This is a genomic window from Ramlibacter sp. bp-362, from assembly GCF_054956735.1.
Genome location: NZ_JBUDXE010000002.1, coordinates 170,839 through 192,860, shown reverse-complemented (window position 1 = coordinate 192,860; position 22,022 = coordinate 170,839). Strand labels below are relative to the sequence as shown.

Genomic DNA, 22,022 nt, shown 5'->3' with positions numbered 1-22,022 from the left:
AACCCGCATCCCAATCCCCGAGAGACACCTCATGAAGATCCACGAGTATCAAGGCAAGGAGATCTTGCGCAATTTCGGCGTGCCCGTCCCGCGCGGCATCCCGGCGTTCACGGTGCAGGAAGCCGTGGAAGCGGCGCAGAAGCTGGGCGGCCCGGTCTGGGTGGTGAAGGCCCAGATCCACGCGGGCGGCCGCGGCAAGGGCGGCGGCGTGAAGGTGGCCAAGTCGGTCGACGACGTGAAGCGGCTCGCAGGCGAGATCCTGGGCATGCAGCTGAAGACCCACCAGACCGGCCCCGAGGGCCAGAAGGTGCGGCGCCTCTACATCGAGGACGGCGCGGACATCCAGAAGGAGTACTACCTCTCCGTCGTGACCGACCGCGCGACGCAGAAGGTCGCCTTCATCGCCTCCAGCGAAGGCGGCATGGACATCGAGGAAGTGGCGCACGCCACGCCCGAGAAGATCGCCAAGGTGTTCGTCGACCCGCTGGTCGGCTTCACGCAGGCGCAGGGCGAGGAGATCGCCAGGGGCATCGGCATGCCGGCCGACTCCAAGGCGCAGTTCATCGACGTCTGCCAGAAGCTCTACAAGTGCTACATGGAGACCGACGCGTCGCTGGTCGAGATCAACCCGCTGAACCGCGACAGCAAGGGCAACATCATCGCCCTGGACGCCAAGTTCAACTTCGACAGCAACGCGCTGTTCCGCCACCCGGAGATCGTGGCGCTGCGTGACCTCGACGAAGAGGACCCGGCGGAGATCGAGGCGTCCAAGTACGACCTCGCGTACATCAGCCTCGACGGCAACATCGGCTGCCTGGTCAACGGCGCCGGCCTGGCCATGGCGACCATGGACACCATCAAGCTGTTCGGCGCCGAGCCGGCCAACTTCCTCGACGTGGGCGGCGGCGCCACCCCCGAGAAGGTGACCGAGGCCTTCAAGATCATGCTGAAGAACCCCAAGGTCAAGGCGATCCTGGTGAACATCTTCGGCGGCATCATGCGCTGCGACACCATCGCCACCGGCGTCATCACCGCCTGCAAGGCCGTGAACCTGCAGGTGCCGCTGGTGGTGCGCATGAAGGGCACCAACGAGGAACTGGGCAAGAAGATGCTGGCCGAGAGCGGCCTGCCGATCATCAGCGCGGACACGATGGCCGAAGCCGCGCAAAAAGTCGTGGCCGCGGTGAAGGCTTAACAATGTTTTTGGGGACAGACCTTTAGCTCTGTCCCCAACTGAATAGGACTGACTCATGTCTATTTACATCAACAAGGACACCAAGGTCATCACCCAGGGCATCACGGGCAAGACCGGCCAGTTCCACACCGAGAAGTGCCAGGAATACGCCAACGGCAAGAACTGCTTCGTCGCCGGCGTGAACCCCAAGAAGGCGGGCGAGAAGATCTTCGACATCCCGATCTACGCCTCGGTGAAGGAAGCGAAGCAGCAGACCGGCGCGACCGTCTCCGTGATCTACGTGCCCCCGGCGGGCGCCGCCGCGGCGATCTGGGAAGCGGTGGAGGCGGACCTCGACCTGGCGATCTGCATCACCGAGGGCATCCCGGTGCGCGACATGCTGGAAGTGCGCAACAGGATGAAGCAGAAGGAAGCCCAGGGCGGCAAGAAGACGCTGCTGCTGGGCCCCAACTGCCCCGGCCTGATCACGCCCGACGAGATCAAGATCGGCATCATGCCCGGCCACATCCACCGCAAGGGCCGCATCGGCGTGGTCTCGCGCTCCGGCACGCTGACCTATGAAGCCGTGGCGCAGCTGACCGAGATCGGCCTGGGCCAGTCCACCGCGGTGGGCATCGGCGGCGACCCGATCAACGGCCTGAAGCACATCGACGTGATGAAGGCCTTCAACGACGACCCGGACACCGACGCCGTGATCATGATCGGCGAGATCGGCGGCCCCGACGAGGCGGAAGCCGCCCGCTGGTGCAAGGACCACATGAAGAAGCCGATCGTCGGCTTCATCGCCGGCGTCACCGCGCCTCCCGGCAAGCGCATGGGCCACGCCGGCGCGCTGATCTCCGGCGGCGCCGACACGGCCGACGCCAAGCTGGCGATCATGGAGGAGTGCGGCTTCAAGGTGACCCGCAACCCCTCCGAGATGGGCAAGCTGCTGAAGTCGCTGCTGTAAGCGCGCGCTTCCCGCTGCCGGCCGGCCCCCAGGGGCCGGCTTTTTTTTGTGCGGGCAATCCCCTTGACCGCCCCCCGGCCTTTTGCAACAGAATGTACTCCCCCCGGCTCCGGATGGCGGCGGCGGGGGTGACCGCCGCGCGGCGCCGCGGCACAAGGGGCAGAAGTGAGCACATCCTCATCCACCAAGCGACGGCAGTTCTGGCGCAGCGACTGGTTCGTGGGCGTGCTCGTGGTCGTCGCCGTCGTGGTCCTGTACCAGGCCACCGACTTCATCGGGACGCTGGAGCGCCGCTACTACGACTTCGCCAGCACCAGCACGTCGCGCAAGCCCTCGGACCGCATCGCGATCATCGCGATCGACGACCAGAGCATCGCCAACATCGGCCGGTGGCCCTGGCCGCGCGACGTGCACGCGGAGCTGATCGACAAGCTGGCGTCGGCGCACGCCAAGACCATCGTCCACACCGCCTTCTTCTTCGAGCCGCAGACCGACCGCGGGCTCGCCTGGATCCGCAGGATCAAGGAGGCGCTGGGCGACCCGGGCGGCAACGCCGCGATCGAGGGCGCCGAGAAGGTGATCGCGGACGCCGAACAGGCGCTGGACACCGACGCCAAGCTGGCCGCCAGCATGGCCCGGGCCGGCAACGTGCTCACGCCCACCGTGTTCGGCCTCGGCGAGCCGCTCGGCAAGCCGGACCGGCCGCTGTCCGCCGCCACGCTCAGGAGCGCGGTGGAGGAGCACGACGCCTTCTCGCTTTCCAGCGTCAGCGCGCAGCAGCCGATCGACGCGATCGGCAATGCCGCCGCCGGCATCGGCCACCTGAACCAGTGGGTGGACGTGGACGGCGCCGTGCGCTACGAGCCCATGCTGGTCAACTACTACGGCAAGGCGCTGCCCTCGCTGGCGCTGCTGGCGGCGGCCAAGAGCCTGAACCTCGACGCCGGCGACATCAAGCTGAACGTGGGCGAGTCGGTGCAGGTGGGCAAGCTGAAGGTGCGCACCGACGGCGCCGCGCGCATGCTGCCGCAGTTCTATCCGCCCCGCGACGGCAAGCCGGCCTTCGCCGTCGATTCCTTCTACGACGTGCTCTCCGGCAAGATCCCGCCGTCCAAGTACGCCGGCAAGATCGTCCTGATCGGCGCGACGGCCGCCGGCGTCGGCACGCCCTTTCCCGCGCCCGGCGGCCAGAACCTGGCGCCGGTGGAGCTGATCGCGCACATCACCTCCAGCATCCTCAGCGAGCACTTCATCGTGCAGCCCGCCTGGAGCCTGCTCGCCTCGCTGGGCGTGTTCCTGCTGGTGGCCGGCTACCTCATCGCCGTCCTGCCGCGGCTCTCGGCCGGCCTGGGCGGCGCGGTCACGGCGCTGATCTTCGTGGGCCTGCTCGGCGCGGAGTTCGGCCTGCTCTCCGGCGCATCCACCTGGGTGCAGCTGGTCTACCCGGCGACGCTGCTGCTGATCGGGCACATCGCGCTGACCACCAAGCGCTTCCTGGTCACCGAGGCGGGCAAGCTGAAGTCGGACGAGGAGTCGGCGGAGACCAACCGGATGATGGGCCTGGCGCTTCAGGGCCAGGGCCAGCTGGACATGGCCTTCGATCGCTTCCAGCGCGTGCCCATGGGCGACGAGGTGATGGCCAACCTGTACAACCTGGCGCTGGACTTCGAGCGCAAGCGCCAGTTCAACAAGGCGCAGGCGGTGTACGAGCACATGGCCCGCCACGACCGCAAGTACAAGGACCTCGAGGCCAAGCTCCATCGCGCGAAGAACCTGTCCGAAACGGTCATCCTGGGCGGCGGCGGCACCCATCCCGGCGGCACGCTGCTGCTCGATGGCGGCGCGGTGGAAAAGCCGATGCTGGGGCGCTACCAGGTCGAGAAGGAGCTGGGCAAGGGCGCGATGGGCGTCGTCTACCAGGGACGCGATCCCAAGATCGGCCGCGTGGTCGCGATCAAGACGATGGCGCTGGCGCAGGAGTTCGAGGGCGACGAGCTGGCCGATGCGCGCGAGCGCTTCTTCCGCGAGGCCGAGACGGCGGGCCGCCTGCAGCACCAGAACATCGTGACCATCTTCGACGCGGGCGAGGAGCACGACCTCGCCTACATCGCGATGGAGTTCCTCAAGGGCCGCGACCTGGTGGACGCCTGCCGCGACGGCAGCCTGCTGCCGGTGCCGCGGGTGCTGTCCATCGTGGCGCGCGTCGCCGAGGCGCTCGCCTACGCGCACCGCCAGAACGTGGTGCACCGGGACATCAAGCCGGCCAACATCATGTACGAGCCGGAGAGCGACACCGTGAAGGTGACCGACTTCGGCATCGCCCGCATCACCGATGCCAGCAAGACCCGGACCGGCCTGGTGCTCGGCACGCCCAGCTTCATGTCGCCCGAGCAGATCGCCGGCAAGAAGGTCGATGGCCGCTCCGACCTCTACTCCCTGGGCGTCACGCTGTACCAGCTGCTCACGGGCGTGCTGCCCTTCCGGGGCGACTCGATGGCGGAGCTGATGTACAAGATCGCCAACCAGGAGGCGCCCGACCTGCGCGAGATCCGCAAGGACCTGCCGCCCCGGCTGGCGCAGGTGGTGGCGCGCGCCCTGGCCAAGAAACCCGAGGAGCGCTTCCAGGATGGCGACGCGTTCGCCCGCGAACTGCGCGCGGCCCTGGCCGGCGCGGAGAGCGCCCCGCCCGCCGCCGACGGGCCCCAGCCGGTGGCCACCCGGACGCCCGGCGACGGCCCGGCCGAACACACCGTAGTGATGGCGGCAGGCAACGCTTTCCCGCCGGCCGCGCCTCTGCCCGGCTATGATGCGGGCCAGGAACACGGGCGATTGCACGGCGCATCGCCCGTGGAACCCAGTGTGATGAACAAGTCGGGGGCTCCGGAGAGGCCCCAGGCCGGCGGCGGGAACACCGGCCAGGAGCCTTGACCCGCAACTATGAACTACGAGTTTTGCATGCGCACGGACCCCGGTCTTGCGCGCGAAAACAACGAGGACTCCGTCGCCGTCGACGAGCCGACCCGCCTCGGCATCCTCGCGGACGGCATGGGAGGCTACAACGCCGGCGAAGTCGCCAGCGGCATGGCCACGACCTTCATCAAGTCGGAACTCGGGCGCTGGCTGGCCCAGGCCGGCCGCCACGCCAACGCGCGCGAGGTGCGCCGGGCCATGGAGATCTGCGTCGACAACGCCAACCGCTCGATCTTCAACGCCGCCAACTCCAACCCCCAGTACAGCGGGATGGGCACGACCCTCGTGGTGGGCGTGTTCCAGGACGGCCGCCTGATGCTGGGGCACATCGGCGACTCGCGCTGCTACCGCCTGCGGGGCGGCCAGTTCGAGCAGATCACCAAGGACCATTCGCTGCTGCAGGAGCAGATGGACGCCGGCCTGATCACGCCGGAGCAGGCGGCGACCTCCACCAACAAGAACCTGGTGACCCGCGCGCTGGGCGTCGAGGACGCCGTGCTGCTGGAGGTCAACGAGCACAAGGTCGAGCCTGGCGACATCTATCTGATGTGCTCGGACGGGCTCTCGGATATGCTGGACGACGACGCCATCGCGCAGGTGCTCTCGGGCGAGGGCTCGCTGGAGCAGAAGACGGTGCAGCTGATCGACGGGGCGAACGCCAATGGCGGTCGCGACAACATTTCGGTGCTGCTGGCGCAGGCCAGCAGCGGCTCCAGGAAGCGGGGACTGATCTCGCGCTGGCTGGGACAGTGAACCGGGACGGACAACGGGCAGTAGGGATCTAGATTGAGGAGTGGGGCATGCCGAAGATGATCGTTTCGATCGACGGTGTCGTCATCAAGGAAGTGCAGCTGACGAAGGACCGGACCACCCTGGGGCGGCGGCCGTACAACGACATCGTCATCGACAACCTCGCCGTGTCGGGCGAGCACGCCGTCCTCCAGCTCACGGGCAACGACGTCTACCTGGAAGACCTGAACAGCACCAACGGCACCTACGTGAACGGCAAGGCCGTGAAGAAGCAGTTGTTGCAGAACAACGACACGGTGGAGATCGGCAAGTACAAGATCAAGTTCATCAACGAGGCGCCGGGCGCGACCTTCGAGAAGACCATGATCATCAAGCCGGGCATGGTGCCGCCCATGCCCAAGCCGGCCGGCGCGGGTGCCGCGGCCCCGGGCGCGGCCAAGCCCGCGGGTGCCGCGCCTGACGCGGCCGCCACCGCCAGCATCAAGGTCCTGTCGGGCGCGGCGGCCGGCCGCGAGGTGCCCCTGGTCAAGGTGGTCACCACCATCGGCAAGCCCGGCGTGGCCGTCGCGGCGATCACCAAGCGGTCCCACGGCTTCGTCGTGGCCCACGTGGAAGGCTCCAACAAGCCGACCCTCAACGGCGAGGCGATCGGCCCCGAGCCGGTGACGCTGAAGAACGGCGACATGCTGGAGCTGGCCGGCACGCAGATGCAGTTCCTCCAGGCGGGCTGAGCGCCCGCCCCGGCGGCTCGACGACGGCATGGGGCTGCTCGCCAGGCACTGGCCGCGCATCGCGATCACGCTGGTCCCGCTGCTGTTCGCGCTGCTGCACGCCACCGGCGCGCTCCCCATCGGCTTCCTGCAGCGGCTCGACGCCATCCTCTACGACGCGCGCCTGCGCGCGACCATGCCGCGCACGCTCGACCCGCGGGTCGTGATCGTCGACATCGACGAGAAGAGCCTGGCCGAAGCCGGCCGCTGGCCGTGGGGCCGCAACAAGCTGGCCGCGATGGTCGACGAACTGTTCGACCGCCAGAAGGTCGCCGTCGTCGCCTTCGACGTCGTCTTCGCCGAGCCGGACGAGAGCTCGGGCCTGAAGCAGCTGCGCGAGCTGGCCAGCGGCGAACTGAAGGAAGCCGCCGGCTTCCAGCAGCGCCTGGGGCAGCTGCAGGCGAGCCTCGACTACGACGCCGCCTTCGCCCGCGCGCTGGACAAGCGGCCGGTCGTCCTGGGCTACTACCTCACGAGCGACCGCGACGGCCGCAAGAGCGGCGTGCTGCCGAAGCCGGTGATGACGCGCGAGAGCCTGCAGGGCCGCCCGATCGCGTTCACCAGCTGGGACGGCTACGGCGCCAACATCCCGCAGCTGGCGCAGGCGGCGCCGGTGGCCGGCTACTTCAACTCCATCACCGACAGCGACGGCGTGGTCCGCTCGATCCCGCTCGTGGCGGAGCATGGCGGCGCCTACTACGAGTCGCTGGCGCTGGCGGTGTTCCGGCTGCTGGCCGGCGAGCCCGCGGTGGAGCCGGGCTTCCCGCGCGACCGCTTCGTGGGGCGCGGCTACGGCGGGCTGGAGAGCATCCTCCTGAAGCAGGGCTCGCGGCAGCTGGCGATCCCGGTGGACGACCGCGTCGCGACGCTGGTGCCCTTCCGCGGGCCGGGCGGCGCGGCGGGCGGCTCCTTCCGCTACGTCTCGGCATCCGACCTGCTGATGAAGCGCCTGCCGGAGGCCGACCTGCGCGACAAGATCGTGCTGGTGGGCACCACCGCGCCCGGCCTGCTGGACCTGCGGGTGACGCCCGTGGGCGAGACCTACCCCGGCGTGGAAACGCACGCCAACGTGATCTCCGGCTTGCTGGAAGGGCGGCTGTTCGTGAAGCCGGACTACGCGGTGGGCTACGAGGTAGTGATGCTGCTGGTGTCCGGCCTCGCCCTGGCCTTCCTGCTGCCGCTGATCTCCGCCACGGTCGCCGTGCTGGTGAGCGTGGGCGTGGTGGCGCTGCTGGTCGCCCTGAACTACTGGCTGTTCATCGCCCACGGCCTGGTGATGCCGCTCGCCTCCGCGCTGGTGATGGCGGGCACCGCCTTCGCGCTGAACATGAGCTACGGCTACTTCGTCGAGAGCCGGCACAAGCGCGAGCTCGCCAACCTGTTCGGCACCTACGTGCCGCCGGAGCTGGTCGACGAGATGGTGAAGGACCCGGACAGCTACAGCATGAAGGCGGCCAGCAAGGAGCTGACCGTGATGTTCTGCGACATGCGGGGCTTCACCAAGATGTCGGAGAAGATGGAGCCGACGCAGCTGCAGGAGCTGCTGAACGCGGTCTTCAGCCGCCTCACGGACATCATCCGCGGCCAGCGCGGCACCATCGACAAGTACATGGGCGACTGCGTGATGGCCTTCTGGGGCGCGCCCGTGGACACGCCCAACCACGCGGAACTGGCCGTGCAGTCCGCCATGGCGATGTCGCGCGCCGTGCGGCAGATCAACGAGGAGCACCGCGCCAGGGGCATCCCCGAGATCGGCGTCGGCGTTGGGCTGAACACCGGGACCATGTGCGTGGGCGACATGGGCTCCGACATCCGGCGCAGCTACACGGTGATCGGCGACGCCGTGAACCTGGGCTCGCGGCTGGAAGGCCTGTCCAAGGTGTACGGGGTGGACATCGTGGTGAGCGAGACCACCCGCAAGCAGGCGCCGGGCTTCGCCTGGCAGGAGCTGGACCGGGTGCGGGTGAAGGGCAAGGAGCAGGCCGTGGGCATCTTCTACCCCGTCGCCCCGGCTGACGCGGTGGACCGCGACACCGCCGAAGAACTGCGCACGTGGGCCGCGTTCCTGAAGGCCTACCGGGCCCAGGACTGGGACCAGTGCGAGCTGCAGCTGCTGAACCTCCAGCGGCTCGGCGCCAAAAAATACCTTTACGAGCTGTACCACGAACGTGTAGCCTCGATGCGGTTGCTGCCATTCGACCCGGCCTGGGACGGCGCGACCAATTTCGAGACGAAATAAAAGGGGCGCTGCCAATGCGGGTGCGGGTGCTGGGGTGTTCCGGCGCGATCGCGAAGGACTGCCGTACCACGTCGTTCCTGATCGACGGGGACGTGCTGGTGGACGCCGGCACGGGCGTCGGCGACCTCGCCCTGGAGGAAATGCGCGGCATCCGCCACGTGCTGCTGACCCACTCCCACCTGGACCACGTCGCGGCGCTGCCGCTGATGATCGACGCGGTGGCTTCCCAGCTGTCCGAGCCGATCCAGGTGCATGCGCTGCCGGGCACCATCGCGGCGCTGAAGGCGCACATCTTCAACAACGTGATCTGGCCCGACTTCAGCCGCATCCCCTCGCCCCAGGCGCCCTTCGTCGCCTTCCGCGAGGTGCAGGTCGGCCAGGTGCTGGAATTCGGGGACAAGACGGTGGAGGTGCTGCCGGCGGTGCACACGGTGCCCGCCTGCGGCTACGCGGTCACGGCGGGCCAGGGCTGCTGGGTGTTCACCGGCGACACCGAGCGCAACCCGGCGTTCTGGAACCGCATCAACCAGCTGGACGTCGCCGCCCTGGTGATCGAGACCGCCTTCAGCAACCGCGAGCAGGACCTCGCGCGGCGCAGCCTCCACCTGTCGCCGCTGGCGCTCGCCGCGGAACTGGACTGCATCTCCCGGGACAAGCGCTTCCCGATCTTCATCACCCACACCAAACCGGCGGAGACCGAGCTGATCATGAGCGAGGTGCAACGCTTCGACCAGACGCAACCCTTCGGCCCCGACGTGAGCCACGACATCCGCTGGCTGCGCGCGGGCCAGGAGTTCGAGCTGTGAGCGCCGTCCTGAAGGGGCGGGACAGCGAGCAGGAGTTCCTGAACTCGCAGCAGCTGCCGCCCGACAAGCGGGGCATCTCCTTCGAGGCGCTGTTCTTCCGCCAGCTGCAGGCGGTCACCACGCGCATCCACGCCACCGAGCACATCGACGAGATCATGCTGGAGGCGAGCCAGGACATCTGCCGCCTGTTCAACGCCGACCGGCTGACCCTGTACGCCGTCAACGAGGACCGCACGGCCATCGTCTCCAAGGTCAAGACCGGGCTGAACACCAGCCGCGACCTCAAGCTGCCGATCACCGCGCAGTCGATCGCCGGCTACGTGGCGCTGTCGAAGGAGCTGGTGAACATCTCCGACGTCTACGACGACGCGGCCCTCAAGCGCATCCACCCGAGCCTGTCCTTCCTGAAGGAGGTGGACAAGCGCTCCGGCTACCGCACCAAGCAGATGCTGGTCGTGCCCATCCTCGACGGCGAGGTGCTGCACGGCGTGCTGCAGGTGATCAACAACAAGAGCGACCAGCCGTTCGGCGATCTGGAGGTCGAAGGCGCGACGCAGCTTTGCAAGACGCTGGCGACCGCGATCCACCAGCGCGTGCAGCGCGAGCTGGAAGGCACCCGCCGCAAGGCGACCAAGTACGACGGCCTGATCGCCGATGGCGTGCTGACGCAGGAGGAGCTGCAGCGCGCGGTGCTGCAGGCCCGCGAGGACGCCGTGCCGGTGGAGCAGGTGCTGATCGAGCAGTTCTCGATCAAGCCGGCGCAGATCGGGCCCTCGCTCGCCAAGTTCTTCGGCGTGCCCTACGAGCCCTCCAATCCGGGGCGGCTGCGCGTGGACGCGCTGCAGGGCGCCCTCAAGCCCGAGTTCGTGATGGAGCAGGGCTGGATCCCGCTGGAGGAAGGCCCCGACGGACTGGTCGTCATGTGCCTGGACCCGGAGGCGGTGCGCGGCTCGCGGGTCGTGCCGCAGGTGTTCCCGCGCCATGGCCGCATCGCCTGGCGCGTCACGACGCAGACCGACTTCAACCAGACGCTCAACCAGCTGTGGGGTTCGCAGGACAGCGGCCAGTCGGTGGAGGAGCTGCTGGCCGACCTGTCCTCGCCGGTCGACGACGAGGGCGGCGAGGACAGCTCGCTCGAATCCGCCGCCGCCGACAACGAGCTGGTCAAGTTCGTCAACAAGGTCATCATCGACGCGTACAACCAGCGCGCCTCCGACATCCACATCGAGCCGCTGCCGGGCAAGCTCAAGACCGGCATCCGCTTCCGCATCGACGGCACGCTGGTGCCCTACGTCGAGGTGCCGGCGCACTTCCGCCAGGCCATGGTCACGCGGCTGAAGATCATGTGCGACCTCGACATCTCCGAGAAGCGCAAGCCGCAGGACGGCAAGATCAAGTTCAAGAAGTTCGGCCCGCTGGACATCGAGCTGCGCGTGGCGACGATTCCCTCGGCCGGCGGCGTCGAGGACGTCGTGATGCGTATCCTGGCCGCCGGCGAACCGATCCCGCTGGAGAAGCTGGGGCTCACGGAGCACAACAAGGACAACCTGGTGCGCACGGTGAGCAAGCCCTACGGCCTGTTCTACGTCTGCGGCCCGACCGGTTCCGGCAAGACGACCACGCTGCACTCCATCCTGAAGTTCCTCAACACGCCGGATACCAAGATCTGGACAGCCGAGGACCCGGTGGAAATCACGCAGAAGGGTTTGCGCCAGGTGCAGGTGAACAAGAAGGCCGGCATCGACTTCGCCCTGGTGATGCGCGCCTTCCTGCGGGCGGATCCGGACATCATCATGGTGGGCGAGTCGCGCGACAAGGAAACGGTGGGCATGGGCATCGAGGCCTCGCTCACCGGCCACCTGGTGTTCTCCACGCTGCACACCAACTCCGCGCCCGAATCGGTGACCCGCCTGCTGGACATGGGCATGGACCCGTTCAACTTCGCCGACGCGCTGCTGGGCATCCTGGCGCAGCGCCTGGCCAAGCGCCTGTGCGACTGCAAGGAAGCGTACGTGCCCTCGCACGAGGAACTGCGCGGCTTCATCAACGAATACGCGCTGGACCTGAAGAACACGCAGGCCTGGAAGGACGACCCCGGCGGCGAGGCCCAGAAGCTGTACGAGCAGTGGGTGGAAACCTACGGCCAGGACGGCCAGCTGAAGTTCCACCGCGCCGTCGGCTGCGAGAAGTGCAACAAGAGCGGCTACAAGGGGCGCGTCGGGCTGCACGAGCTGCTCGTGGCCGACGACGAGATCAAGCGCCTGATCCAGGAACGCGCCCGGGTCGCCGACATCTTCGTGGCGGCCGTCGCCGGCGGGATGCGCACGCTCAAGATGGACGGGATGGAGAAGATCATGATCGGCCTGACCGACTTGAAGCAGGTCCGTTCTGTCTGCATCCGCTAGTGGACTGACGAAATTTGTCAGGCGGATGGACGCGGAATGTCGGTCGAGTGGCGCCACAGGGCCTAGAACCTGCCAACTAGTTCACGAAAACCGGTTGGCACGCCCCTTGCACTACCTCCTCGCTTCTTCAACATGGAGGTCCCAATGAAGCGTGCTATCCAGAAGGGTTTCACCCTGATCGAACTGATGATCGTGGTCGCGATCATCGGTATTCTGGCCGCCGTCGCCCTGCCGGCTTACCAGGACTACACCATCCGCGCCAAGATGTCCGAAGTGATCCTGGCGGGCTCGGCCTGCCGCACGTCGATCACGGAAGTGGTCCAGTCCTCGTCCGACACGCTGCCCGAGGGCGGCAAGTGGGGCTGCGAAGTGACCTCCACCGCCGCCCAGACGAAGTACGTCAAGTCGGTCAACACGACCGACCTGGGCGAAATCCTGGTCGAAAGCCAGGCCGTGAACAACAAGGTCGACGGCACCGCCGGTGGCGTGGTCGTCATGGTCCCGCAACAGCAGAACGGCGACGCCATCGCGGCCGGCAAGCTGATCGGCAAGTGGATCTGCGGCGGCACGGCGACCGGCACGCCTGGCCCGGCTCCCGCCACCCAGATCAAGGAAACCACCGTGGCTTCGAAGTACCTGCCCGGTTCCTGCCGCGGCCAGGGCTGATGAACGCCGGCCTCATCCTCTGAGGGGGTGAGGCCATCTGACTGCAAGCGAGCGGCCTTCGGGCCGCTCGCCCCTTTTTCGCGGCGCTGATTTCAAGAGCAAATGGCACCCATGATCGCCCCTGTCGCCGAGCCGGCCGTCCTGCCCCTGCATGCGGAGCCGGGTGCCTCCGCGCTCGAACTGACGGTGCTCGTGCCCTGCCTGAACGAGGCGCGCACCGTCGGGCGTTGCGTGGGTGCTGCCCTCGGGTTCCTGCAGGCCGCGGGGGTGGCGGGCGAGGTGCTGGTGGCGGACAACGGCTCCACCGATGGCTCGCAGGCACTGGCACGGCAGGCCGGCGCGCGGGTGATCGACGTGCCCCGGCGCGGCTATGGCGCGGCGCTGGGCGCGGGCATCGCGGCAGCGCGCGGGCGCTTCGTCGTGATGGGCGATGCCGACGACAGCTACGATTTCTCCAACCTGCGGGCGTTCGTCGAGCGGCTGCGCGGCGGCGCCCAGCTGGTGATGGGCAACCGGTTCCAGGGCGGCATCGCGCCCGGCGCGATGCCGTGGCTGCATCGCTACCTGGGCAACCCGGTGCTGAGTTTCATCGGGCGCCTCTTCTTCCGCGTGCCGATCGGCGACTTCCATTGCGGGCTGCGCGGCTTTTCCCGCGAGGCCATGCTGGGCCTGGGGCTGGTCTCGCCGGGGATGGAGTTCGCCAGCGAAATGGTGGCCAAGGCGGCCTTGGCCGGCCTGGCGATCGAGGAAGTGCCGACCACCCTGCGCCCCGACGGACGCGACCGCCCGCCGCACTTGCGCACCTGGCGCGACGGCTGGCGGCACCTGCGCTTCCTGCTGCTGTTCTGCCCCCGCTGGTTGTTCCTGTACCCCGGCATGCTGCTCATGCTGCTGGGGCTGGCGGGTTTCGCCTTCGGGGCGGCGGCCCGGGTGCTCGGGGTGCACTCCCTCCTCTACATGGCCGCCGCCACCGTGCTGGGCGGGCAACTGATCCAGCTGGCGTTGCTGACGAAATGGATCGGCATCGTCTCGGGCGTGGTGCCTTCCCAGCGCTGGCTGGCCCGCCTGTCGCCCTTCCTGAAGATCGAGACCGGCTTGCTGGCAGGACTGCTTTTCATCCTGCTGGGACTGGCCGTGTCCGTGGGTCTGACCCTCGACTGGGGCGCGGCCGGCTTCGGGGCCCTGGATCCCGAGCAGACCATGCGGGTCGCCATTCCCGCCGTGACGCTCATGATCCTGGGCGCGCAAGTCGCGGCCGGCTCGCTGTTCGCCGGCGCGCTGAACTTCAACTGGACTTCGGCGGAGCGCCAGGGCAGGACGGGCCAGCCGTGAACCAGGCGGCAGCCGCACGCCCATCGGCGCTCGCAGGCCTGCTGCGCTGGGAGGGGCTGCTGGTCTGCCTGCTGACCGTGGCCTGCTTCGTGGCGGTTCCGCTGTCGCAGGGCGAGCTGGGCCTGGGCTCGGACGCGCTGAACCACCACATCTACCTGGGCTGGACCGCGCAGCAGCCTCGCTTCGACCTCGATTTCGTCGCGGCGGGCTACCAGTCCTACACCTTCCCCTACCTCTATTGGCCGCTGTACCGGATGGCGGCCGCGGGCTGGTCCGGCGTGGCCGTGGGCGTGGCGCTGGCGGCGCTGCAAGGCCTGCTGCTCGCGCCGCCCGTGTGGCTGCTGGCGCGCGCCTGCATGCCCGGCGCGACCTGGTTCGACGCGGCGATGCGCGTGCTCGGCGTGGCCCTGGCTTTCCTGACGGGCGTGGCCCTGTCGGTGCTGGACGCCACGATGAACGACCTGCTGGCCGCCGCGCCGCTGGTGTGGGCGGTGGCGCTGGCCGTGGAGGCGATGCCGGCCGAGGGCCGCGATGCAGCGACGGTGCGCCGGCTGGTGCTGTTCTCGGGCCTGTGCGCGGGCGCCGCGGTGGCGGCCAAATTGAGCAACGGGCCGCTCGCCATCCTGATGCCGGGGCTGTGGTGGCTGTGCGGCCACGGATGGAGGCAGCGGGTGATGGCGATCGCCCTGGGCGGCGCGGCGACCTTGCTGGGTTTTGCGGCGCTCTATGGCTGGTGGGGCTGGCTGTTGTGGCGCTCCTTCGGCAACCCGATCTTTCCGTTCTACCACCATTGGTTCGAGCCCCTGCGCCGCTGGGCGGGAATGGGCTGACGCGCGATGAACCGATTCGAGCCCGACACCTGGCTGGCGGCGCTGCTGAGGCCTGTCGCGATGGCTTCGCCGGACAGCCACGTGTACGTGGAAATGATGGCGCCGGATTTCCGTTGGGTGTTCGCGCTGCTCCTGTTGGTCCTGCTGCTCTGCATGCGCCTGCGTGCGCGCGGCGGGAATGCCGGCGCGCCTGCCACGGTCTTCGTCCTGGCGGCGGCCCTGGCCGTGGCCTTCGTTCCCTGGCTGGGGACTTCGGGGAACGGCCGGTATTTCCTTCCGGGCTTGCTCCTGGTGGGGCCCGTGTGCGTCGGGCTGGCCTGGCGCTTGCCGGTGACCCGCTCCCTGCGGCTCACGCTGGCGGCGGGCATGGTGGCCCTGCAGGCGTTCGCCCTGCAGCAGAGCGCGCCATGGCAGGCCTGGGGGCTGGCCGAGTGGAAGGAGCCGCCGTATTTCCAGGTGGACCTGCCACCGGAGGTGAAGGCGGAACCAGCCACCTACGTGACCATGTCGGTCATCAGCTATTCGCTGCTGATCCCGCAGTTCCACCCTCAGTCGCGCTGGATGAACCTGGCCAGCGCACCCGCGCCCGGCACGGGGCAATTCAACAGCGAACGCACGGCAGCCTTCCTGGCGCAGGCACGAGGCAAGCTGCGCCTGCTCGTGCCGGCGATTCCCGGCTTCTTGACCGAGGCGCTGCTGCCCGATGCCAAGGTCTCCGAAGTCATAGCCAGCCAACTGGCTCCTTACGGCCTGGGCTTCGCGCAGCCCCAGGCCTGCCGCTTCCTGCACTCGCGCAGCCTGGCGAGCATGGGACTGGAAGAAAAGACGGAGAAGCAGCGTGCGCAAGCCGGCTTCTGGCTGTGCGACCTGCGCCGCGTCGCACCAGGCTCGCAACCGGCGGCGTACGGGCACCGCTACGACGCGGTGTTCGCCGCGCTGGAAAAGCAGTGCCCGCGCTTCCTGCCCGCGAATGGCGACGGCCCCAGCCTCGCGCTGCCCGCCGGCGAGGTGCGCAGCTACATGCAGGCGGAGATGAAGGTCTACGTGTACGACGACGGCGATGTGTACTACAAGTACTTTCGCGCGCTGAATCCCGTGCTGGTCGGAAAGAAGGACGACGTGCTCGCGGGAAAGTCGCGGATCGACTGTGGCAACATCCGCGGGCGATCGGGAATGCCCTGGGAGCGGGAGATCTAGGCTTGGGCCTGCCATGATGCACAAGGACGCTACACCCTCCACGCCGGCGGTTCCCGCGCAGCCGATGGCCAGCGTCTTGCGCACCTGGCTGCGCAAGGCGGCGCATGTCGGCTACGTCTTCGTGCCCCTCCCGGTCAAGTGGAAGAACCGCATCGCATATGTCGTCTATCGCATGACGGGGTGGATCTTCAAGGGCGACCGGAACTACGAGCTCTGGAAGCGCGAGAACCGCGGGCGCCGGATCGACATCCGGGTGGCGCCCATCGTGGAAGCGCGGATTCCCGAAGTGCTGGCCGCGATCCGCTTTCCGCAGCCGCCGTCCCCGCTGGTGTCGATCATCATCCCGGCCTACGGGAACATCAGGCACACGCTGGCCTGCCTGCGCTCCATCCACGAGAACATGCCCAAGGCGTCGATCGAGGTGATCGTCGCGGAAGATGCCTCCGGCGACCCCGAGATCCTGCGCTTGCGGGAGATCGAGGGATTGCGCTTCATGGTGCATCCCTCGAACCTCGGATTCATCCGCTCCTGCAACGCCGCCGCGCGGGCGGCGCGCGGGCAGTACCTCCACTTCCTGAACAACGACACGGAAGTGATGCCGGGCTGGCTGGACAGCATGCTGGCCCTGTTCGACGCCCGCCCGGATTGCGGCCTGGTGGGCTCCATGCTGGTGTTTCCGAACGGCCGACTGCAGGAGGCTGGCGGCGTGGTCTGGCGCAACGGCGCGGCGGACAACTTCGGAAGGCTGGCCTCGCCCGAGCGCAGCATGTTCAACTACGTCCGGGAAGCCGATTACTGCTCGGGCGCGTCGCTGCTGGTCCCCGCCGCGCTGTTCCGTTCGCTGGGCGGGTTCGACGAGGCCTACGTGCCCGCCTACTGGGAGGACACCGACCTTGCGTTCCGCATCCGCGCCGCGGGCAAGCGCGTGATGTACCAGCCGCAGTCGCTGGTGGTGCACCACGAAGGCATCTCGCACGGAAAGGATGTCACGAGCGGCGTCAAGGCCTACCACGTGGTCAACCAGAAGAAGTTCCGGGAGCGCTGGCAGGAGGTGCTGCGCGCCGAGCATGGAGACCAGTTCTGGGAGCCGCTGCGTTCCCACGACCGTCCCGTCGGCCGGAAGATGATCCTGGTGGTGGACCACTTCGTCCCGCAGCCGGACCGCGACGCCGGTTCCCGCTCCATGTGGTGCATCCTTCGCGCGCTCGTGAAGCTGGGGCTCGTCGTGAAGTTCTGGCCGCACGACCAGTCCTTCGATCCGGAATACACCGACTGGCTGCAGCAGGCCGGCATCGAGGTGCTGGTGGGCGACGAGCTCAGGGACAACTTCGCGGACTGGCTGGAGACGAACGGTCCGCGCCTGGACTACGTTCTGCTGAGCCGCCCCACCGTGGCCCCGGACTTCCTGCCGCAACTGCGCCGGCGCACCCGCGCGAGGATCCTGTACTACGGCCACGACCTGCACCATGCGCGGCTCCTGCAGGAGTACGCGTTGACGGGCTCCGTCACGGCACGTCACGAGGCCGAGTCATTCCGGAAGCTGGAGCAATCGCTCTGGCGCGAGGTCGACGTGGTCTATTACCCGTCGGCCACCGAGACCGAAGTGGTTCGTGCCGAAGTCCCGGGGGTGCAGGCCTTCACCATGCCCCTGTACTTCTTCGACGATGCACCACCCCTGCCCGTGCCCGAGGGCCGCAGCGGCATCCTGTTCGTCGGCGGCTTCGCCCATCCCCCCAACATCGACGCCGCCCGATGGCTCGTGCGCGAGATCCTGCCGAAGGTCCAGGCCGCCTCACCGGATCGCGTCCATCTCTGGCTGGTGGGCTCCAACCCCACCGACGAAATCAGGGGGCTCGGCGGCGCGGATGTCACGGTGACAGGCTACGTGACGGACGAACAACTGCTCGCGTTCTACCGGTCGGCCCGCGTGGCCGTGGTGCCCTTGCGCATGGGCGCGGGCATGAAGGGCAAGGTCATCGAGGCGCTGCATCACGGCCTGCCGCTCGTGACGACGCCGGTCGGAGCGCAGGGGCTGGAAGGATTGGAGTCCGTCGTGCCGGTGTCGGAGGACGCGGACTTCCTGGCACAGCAGATCGGCGCCTTGCTGCACGACGACGCGCGCTGGCGCGAGCTCTCCGGGGGGCAGCAGCGCTACATGGAGGGCCGGTTTTCCATGGAAGCGATGCAGCAGGCCTTGCGGCTCGGCATGCCCGACCTGCACGTGACGGCCGCCAGCACGCCATGAGCTTCCGGGAAAGGGGCGTCCGGCGGATTCCTGTACGGGGCGGCCAGCCATGAAGGTCGTCCTCGTCTCCAGGTTCCCGGCGTTCCCGTCCACGGCCGGGAATCGCAGCCGCATCCGGCAGCTCGCGCAGGCGATCCAGGGGCTGGGGCACGAGCTGCGCTTCGTGCTGCTCGCGTCGAAATGGGAAGCCTCGGACGACGCCGCGCACGAGGCTGCTTTCGGCAAGGGGAACTTCATCCGCGTCGGGCAGGGCAGCTGGCTCGCCCGCTGGATGCGGGACGTGGCCAAGGGCGGCGTCAAGCGGATCCTGAGGGCGGCCGGCGTCGAGGCGGCCTATTACTCGCCGCTCGATCGCCTCTGCGACCGGCGTGCCCTCGCCGAGCTGTCGCGACTGGATCTCCGCGCCGATGCGGTGGTCGTGGAGTACGTGCTCGACTCCTGGGCCTTCCAGGCCTTCCCCGGTGTGGCGCGGCGCGTGCTCGACACCCACGATGCCTTCGGCAACCGGCACAAGGACTACATCGCGCGGGGCGTGACGGACTACTGGATCTCCCTGCGCCCGCAAAGCGAGAACGAAGGCTTCCGCCGCGCGCACGTGCTCCTGGCCATCCAGCAGGACGAGGCGGAGCGGTTCCGGCGCCAGCTGGCCGGCGACCCGAAGGGCGGCGACCCCGAAGTGGCCGTCGTCAGCCACCTGCTCGAGCTCCGCGCGGGCCGGGTGGACTACGGAGTCGACGCGTCGGCGACTTTCCTGGCCTCGGACAATTCCGCCAACCGCCATGCGATCGGCGCATTCCTCGGGCACGTCCTCCCGCGGGTGGTGCGCGAGATCCCGGCCTTCGACCTGAGACTCGCAGGATCCATCTGCAAGGCCGTGCCGGACATGCCGAACGTCACCCGGCTCGGATGGGTCGGCGACGTGCACGAGGTGTTCGCGCGCTCGCCGCTGTCCGTCAACCCGGTCGTGCTGGGGACCGGCATCAACATCAAGCTGCTCGACGCCATGGCGTCGGGGGTGGCGACGGTCTCCACGACCACCGGCCTGCGCGGCCTGCCGCCGTCCTATCGCAGGGGCATCGTCGCCGTGGCCGACGACGATGCGCCAGGCTTTGCGGACGCCATCGTCCGGCTCGCGCGGGATGCGGGCCTGCGCCAAGACTTGGGCCGCGCCGCGCTCGAGGATGCCCATCGCTGGCATCGCGAGCAGCTGGCCGAACTGGGCCGGTGCCTCGGCACCGTGGAACGGTGAAGGTCGCGCTGGTCACCAGTTTCCCGGCATTCCCGGCCAGCGCGGGCAACCGCAGCCGCATCCGGCAGCTCGCGCGCGCGGTGCAGCAGCTGGGGCACGAGCTGACCTTCGTGCTGCTGCCCGCGGGAGACGAGTTCGTCGACGATGCGGCGCACCTGGCGGCCTTCGGCAAGGAGGGCTACGTCAGGCTCGCCCCTGGCACGCAGGATGACGGATCGGAAAGCCGCAACTGGCCGGGCAAGTGGACGCTTCGGCAGATCCGCACCGGGCTGCAGCGGACCGCGCGCCGCATGCACCAGCATCGGTGGGGCGGCTGGACCTTGCGGCAGTTCGTCAGGGCTGGCTATGCGTCCAGGCGGCTGGCTGGGCTCGAGGGGGCCTACTATGCGCCGCTGGATCGCTCCCGCACCCCGGAATGTGCCGCGCAGCTCGCCGCGATCGGAAGGGACGTGGACGTCGTCATCGTCGAATACGTGTTCAATTCATGGGTGTTCGATTGCTTCCCACCGTCTTCGCTGCGGCTGCTCGACACGCATGACGCCTTCGCCGACAGGCATCGCTCCTACCTCGCCCGGGGCGTCGCCGACTACTGGGTCTCCCTGAGGCCTGGCGACGAGAACGCCGGTTTCCGCCGCGCCGACGTCGTGCTGGCCATCCAGCCGGAAGAGGCTCGCAGCTTTGCCAGGCAGCTTGCGTCCGAGCCGGGACAACCCGCTCCCGAGATCGCCGTGATCAGCCACATCGTGGACCCGGGCGACGCGCCGGTGGCGTGCGGCACCGGCAACGCCGCGGTTTTCATCGCTTCCGACAATTCGGCGAACCGGCACGCCGTGAACAGCTTCCTCCAGAACGTGCTGCCGCGCGTCGTGCGCGAACTTCCCGATTTCGACCTGCGGCTCGCGGGTGCGATCTGCGCCCATGTCCCGGACCGGCCGAACGTGACCAGGCTGGGGTGGGTCGAGGATGCCAGGGCCGCATTCGCCAGCGCGCCGCTCGCGGTCAACCCCGTCCTCGTCGGCACGGGGATCAACATCAAGCTGCTGGAGGCCATGGCTGCCGGCGTGCCCACCGTGTCGACCGCGACCGGCGTCCGCGGGCTGCCGGAGGCGTACCGCCGTGGCATCCTTGCCATTCCGGATGCCGACCATGCAGGATTCGCTTCGGCGATCGTCCGGCTTCTGCAGGACGCCGGCCGGCGCCGGCAGGCGGGGCGTCTCGCGTTCGAGGACGCCAGGTGCTGGAATGCCGAACAGGTGACGGAACTGGGCAGGATCCTGCGCAGGTCCGGTCACGCAAGCCCTTCTCGCAGATGAACACTTCCATCCAGCGGATCGTCGTGACGGGAGACATCCTGCGCGTGAGCGCGAGCGGCACCGAGTCGCAGAACGTCAACATCCGGTGGCTGCACCGGCTCGTGCAGCCGGCGCTCGGCATGCTGACCGATCTGCCGCTGGAGGCGCTGCTGCACGAGCGCGTCCCGGGCAATCCGGCGTTCGAGTTCTATCGCGCGAACGGATGCGACCCGTGCCTGCGCAACTGGGTGGAGCTCTACGGGCGCACGCCCTCGGAGGGCGACCTGGCCTGCATCGGCAGCGCATTCGAGGACGCACTGGTGCTGTCGTTTGAGCTCCCGGAGATCATCCGGAGCGGGCTGGCTTCGCTCGGCATCCCGTATGTCGACGTGACGATCCATCCGGTGCGTTTCCTGGACGACATCGCCTTCGGCATCCGCAGCAACGTCGCGGAGCTCGCAACCGCCCTGCGCGCATGGGTCCTGAAGGAGGACGAGATCCGGATCGGCGCGGGCCTGGCCCTCGCCACCTTGGCTCGCCTGTCGCCCCCGCCTGCCTGCGCCGAGGCCGACGACTGGGCCCTGTTCGCCTGCCAGACGGGTGACGACAAGGTGCTGATCCGCGACGGCACGCTGATGCAGCCGACGAATTTCCTCGAGTCCTTCGCGGCCATGGCCGCGCGGCACGAGCGCATCCTGGTGAAGCCGCATCCCTCGGCCCGCAGCAATCCGACCAGGTTGCTGAAGCGCCTGTTTCCGAACATGGTGGAGACGGATGCGAACTTCTACCATCTGGTGTCGCAGAATGGCATTTCGCACGTCTACAGCATCACTTCCAGCACCTCCATCGAGGCGCGCTATTTCGGCAAGGTGGGCGAGCATTTCGCTCCGTACCCGTATGTGTTTTCGGAAGACGGTTTCACCGGGACCGAATACCTCCAGATCCGGCCGGCCGTCCACCTGCCGCAGTTCTGGGCTCCGGTGCTGTCCGCCGTCGGCGTCGCGTGCCGGACGCCGCCCTCCGTCGGCGCCGCTCTTTCACCGAACCGCATGCGCAAGAGCCTCGGGAACGCCTGGGGCGCAGACATCTTCATGGGCCGTTCCTGAAGACATGCCCGTGCCCTGCCC

The 22,022-nt window shown here is 68.4% G+C and carries 16 protein-coding genes; all 16 read left to right on the top strand.

Translation table 11 applies throughout. From position 1 onward, the window contains the following. The first annotated feature begins 31 nt into the window (after positions 1-31). Positions 32-1,195, top strand: coding sequence for an ADP-forming succinate--CoA ligase subunit beta (gene sucC, locus ACY0MJ_RS03365; RefSeq protein ID WP_462636864.1), 1,164 nt, complete (start codon positions 32-34; stop codon positions 1,193-1,195). 55 nt (positions 1,196-1,250) lie between these two features. Then, on the top strand, positions 1,251-2,144 hold the full coding sequence (gene sucD, locus ACY0MJ_RS03360; protein ID WP_462636863.1) for a succinate--CoA ligase subunit alpha: 894 nt from the start codon (positions 1,251-1,253) through the stop codon (positions 2,142-2,144). 165 nt (positions 2,145-2,309) lie between these two features. Beyond that, positions 2,310-5,072: a CHASE2 domain-containing serine/threonine-protein kinase gene (locus ACY0MJ_RS03355; RefSeq protein WP_462636862.1), complete on the top strand. Its 2,763-nt coding sequence runs from the start codon at positions 2,310-2,312 to the stop codon at positions 5,070-5,072. Between the two features lie 9 nt (positions 5,073-5,081). Then, the gene (locus tag ACY0MJ_RS03350) at positions 5,082-5,867 is read left to right on the top strand and encodes a Stp1/IreP family PP2C-type Ser/Thr phosphatase (protein WP_462636861.1); all 786 of its coding nucleotides are present in this window, start codon (positions 5,082-5,084) and stop codon (positions 5,865-5,867) included. Positions 5,868-5,914: 47 nt separating this feature from the next. Beyond that, complete coding sequence (locus ACY0MJ_RS03345) at positions 5,915-6,595, top strand: FHA domain-containing protein (protein ID WP_462636860.1); 681 nt, start codon at positions 5,915-5,917, stop codon at positions 6,593-6,595. A 28-nt stretch (positions 6,596-6,623) separates the two neighbouring features. Further along, entirely contained in the window at positions 6,624-8,873 is a 2,250-nt protein-coding gene (locus tag ACY0MJ_RS03340) for a CHASE2 domain-containing protein (protein ID WP_462636859.1), read from the top strand. A 14-nt stretch (positions 8,874-8,887) separates the two neighbouring features. Next, on the top strand, positions 8,888-9,679 hold the full coding sequence (locus ACY0MJ_RS03335; RefSeq protein WP_462636858.1) for a 3',5'-cyclic-nucleotide phosphodiesterase: 792 nt from the start codon (positions 8,888-8,890) through the stop codon (positions 9,677-9,679). After that, complete coding sequence (locus ACY0MJ_RS03330) at positions 9,676-12,084, top strand: GspE/PulE family protein (protein ID WP_462636857.1); 2,409 nt, start codon at positions 9,676-9,678, stop codon at positions 12,082-12,084. The genes ACY0MJ_RS03335 and ACY0MJ_RS03330 overlap by 4 nt, the downstream gene beginning before the upstream one ends. A 144-nt stretch (positions 12,085-12,228) precedes the next feature. After that, on the top strand, positions 12,229-12,750 hold the full coding sequence (locus ACY0MJ_RS03325) for a pilin (protein WP_462636856.1): 522 nt from the start codon (positions 12,229-12,231) through the stop codon (positions 12,748-12,750). A 111-nt stretch (positions 12,751-12,861) separates the two neighbouring features. After that, positions 12,862-14,082: a glycosyltransferase family 2 protein gene (locus tag ACY0MJ_RS03320; protein WP_462636855.1), complete on the top strand. Its 1,221-nt coding sequence runs from the start codon at positions 12,862-12,864 to the stop codon at positions 14,080-14,082. Then, entirely contained in the window at positions 14,079-14,912 is an 834-nt protein-coding gene (locus ACY0MJ_RS03315; RefSeq protein ID WP_462636854.1) for a hypothetical protein, read from the top strand. The genes ACY0MJ_RS03320 and ACY0MJ_RS03315 overlap by 4 nt, the downstream gene beginning before the upstream one ends. Before the next feature lie 6 nt (positions 14,913-14,918). Continuing rightward, positions 14,919-16,109 carry a hypothetical protein gene (locus ACY0MJ_RS03310; protein WP_462636853.1) on the top strand — a complete coding sequence of 397 codons (1,191 nt, stop codon included), beginning with the start codon at positions 14,919-14,921 and terminating at the stop codon, positions 16,107-16,109. A gap of 13 nt (positions 16,110-16,122) precedes the next feature. Continuing rightward, positions 16,123-18,354: a glycosyltransferase gene (locus ACY0MJ_RS03305; RefSeq protein WP_462636852.1), complete on the top strand. Its 2,232-nt coding sequence runs from the start codon at positions 16,123-16,125 to the stop codon at positions 18,352-18,354. Positions 18,355-18,403: 49 nt separating this feature from the next. Beyond that, positions 18,404-19,603: a glycosyltransferase gene (locus ACY0MJ_RS03300; protein WP_462636851.1), complete on the top strand. Its 1,200-nt coding sequence runs from the start codon at positions 18,404-18,406 to the stop codon at positions 19,601-19,603. Next, positions 19,600-20,916 carry a glycosyltransferase gene (locus tag ACY0MJ_RS03295; RefSeq protein ID WP_462636850.1) on the top strand — a complete coding sequence of 439 codons (1,317 nt, stop codon included), beginning with the start codon at positions 19,600-19,602 and terminating at the stop codon, positions 20,914-20,916. Before ACY0MJ_RS03300 ends, ACY0MJ_RS03295 begins: the two co-directional genes overlap by 4 nt. Further along, positions 20,913-22,001 carry a hypothetical protein gene (locus ACY0MJ_RS03290; RefSeq protein WP_462636849.1) on the top strand — a complete coding sequence of 363 codons (1,089 nt, stop codon included), beginning with the start codon at positions 20,913-20,915 and terminating at the stop codon, positions 21,999-22,001. Before ACY0MJ_RS03295 ends, ACY0MJ_RS03290 begins: the two co-directional genes overlap by 4 nt. Positions 22,002-22,022: the final 21 nt, after the last annotated feature.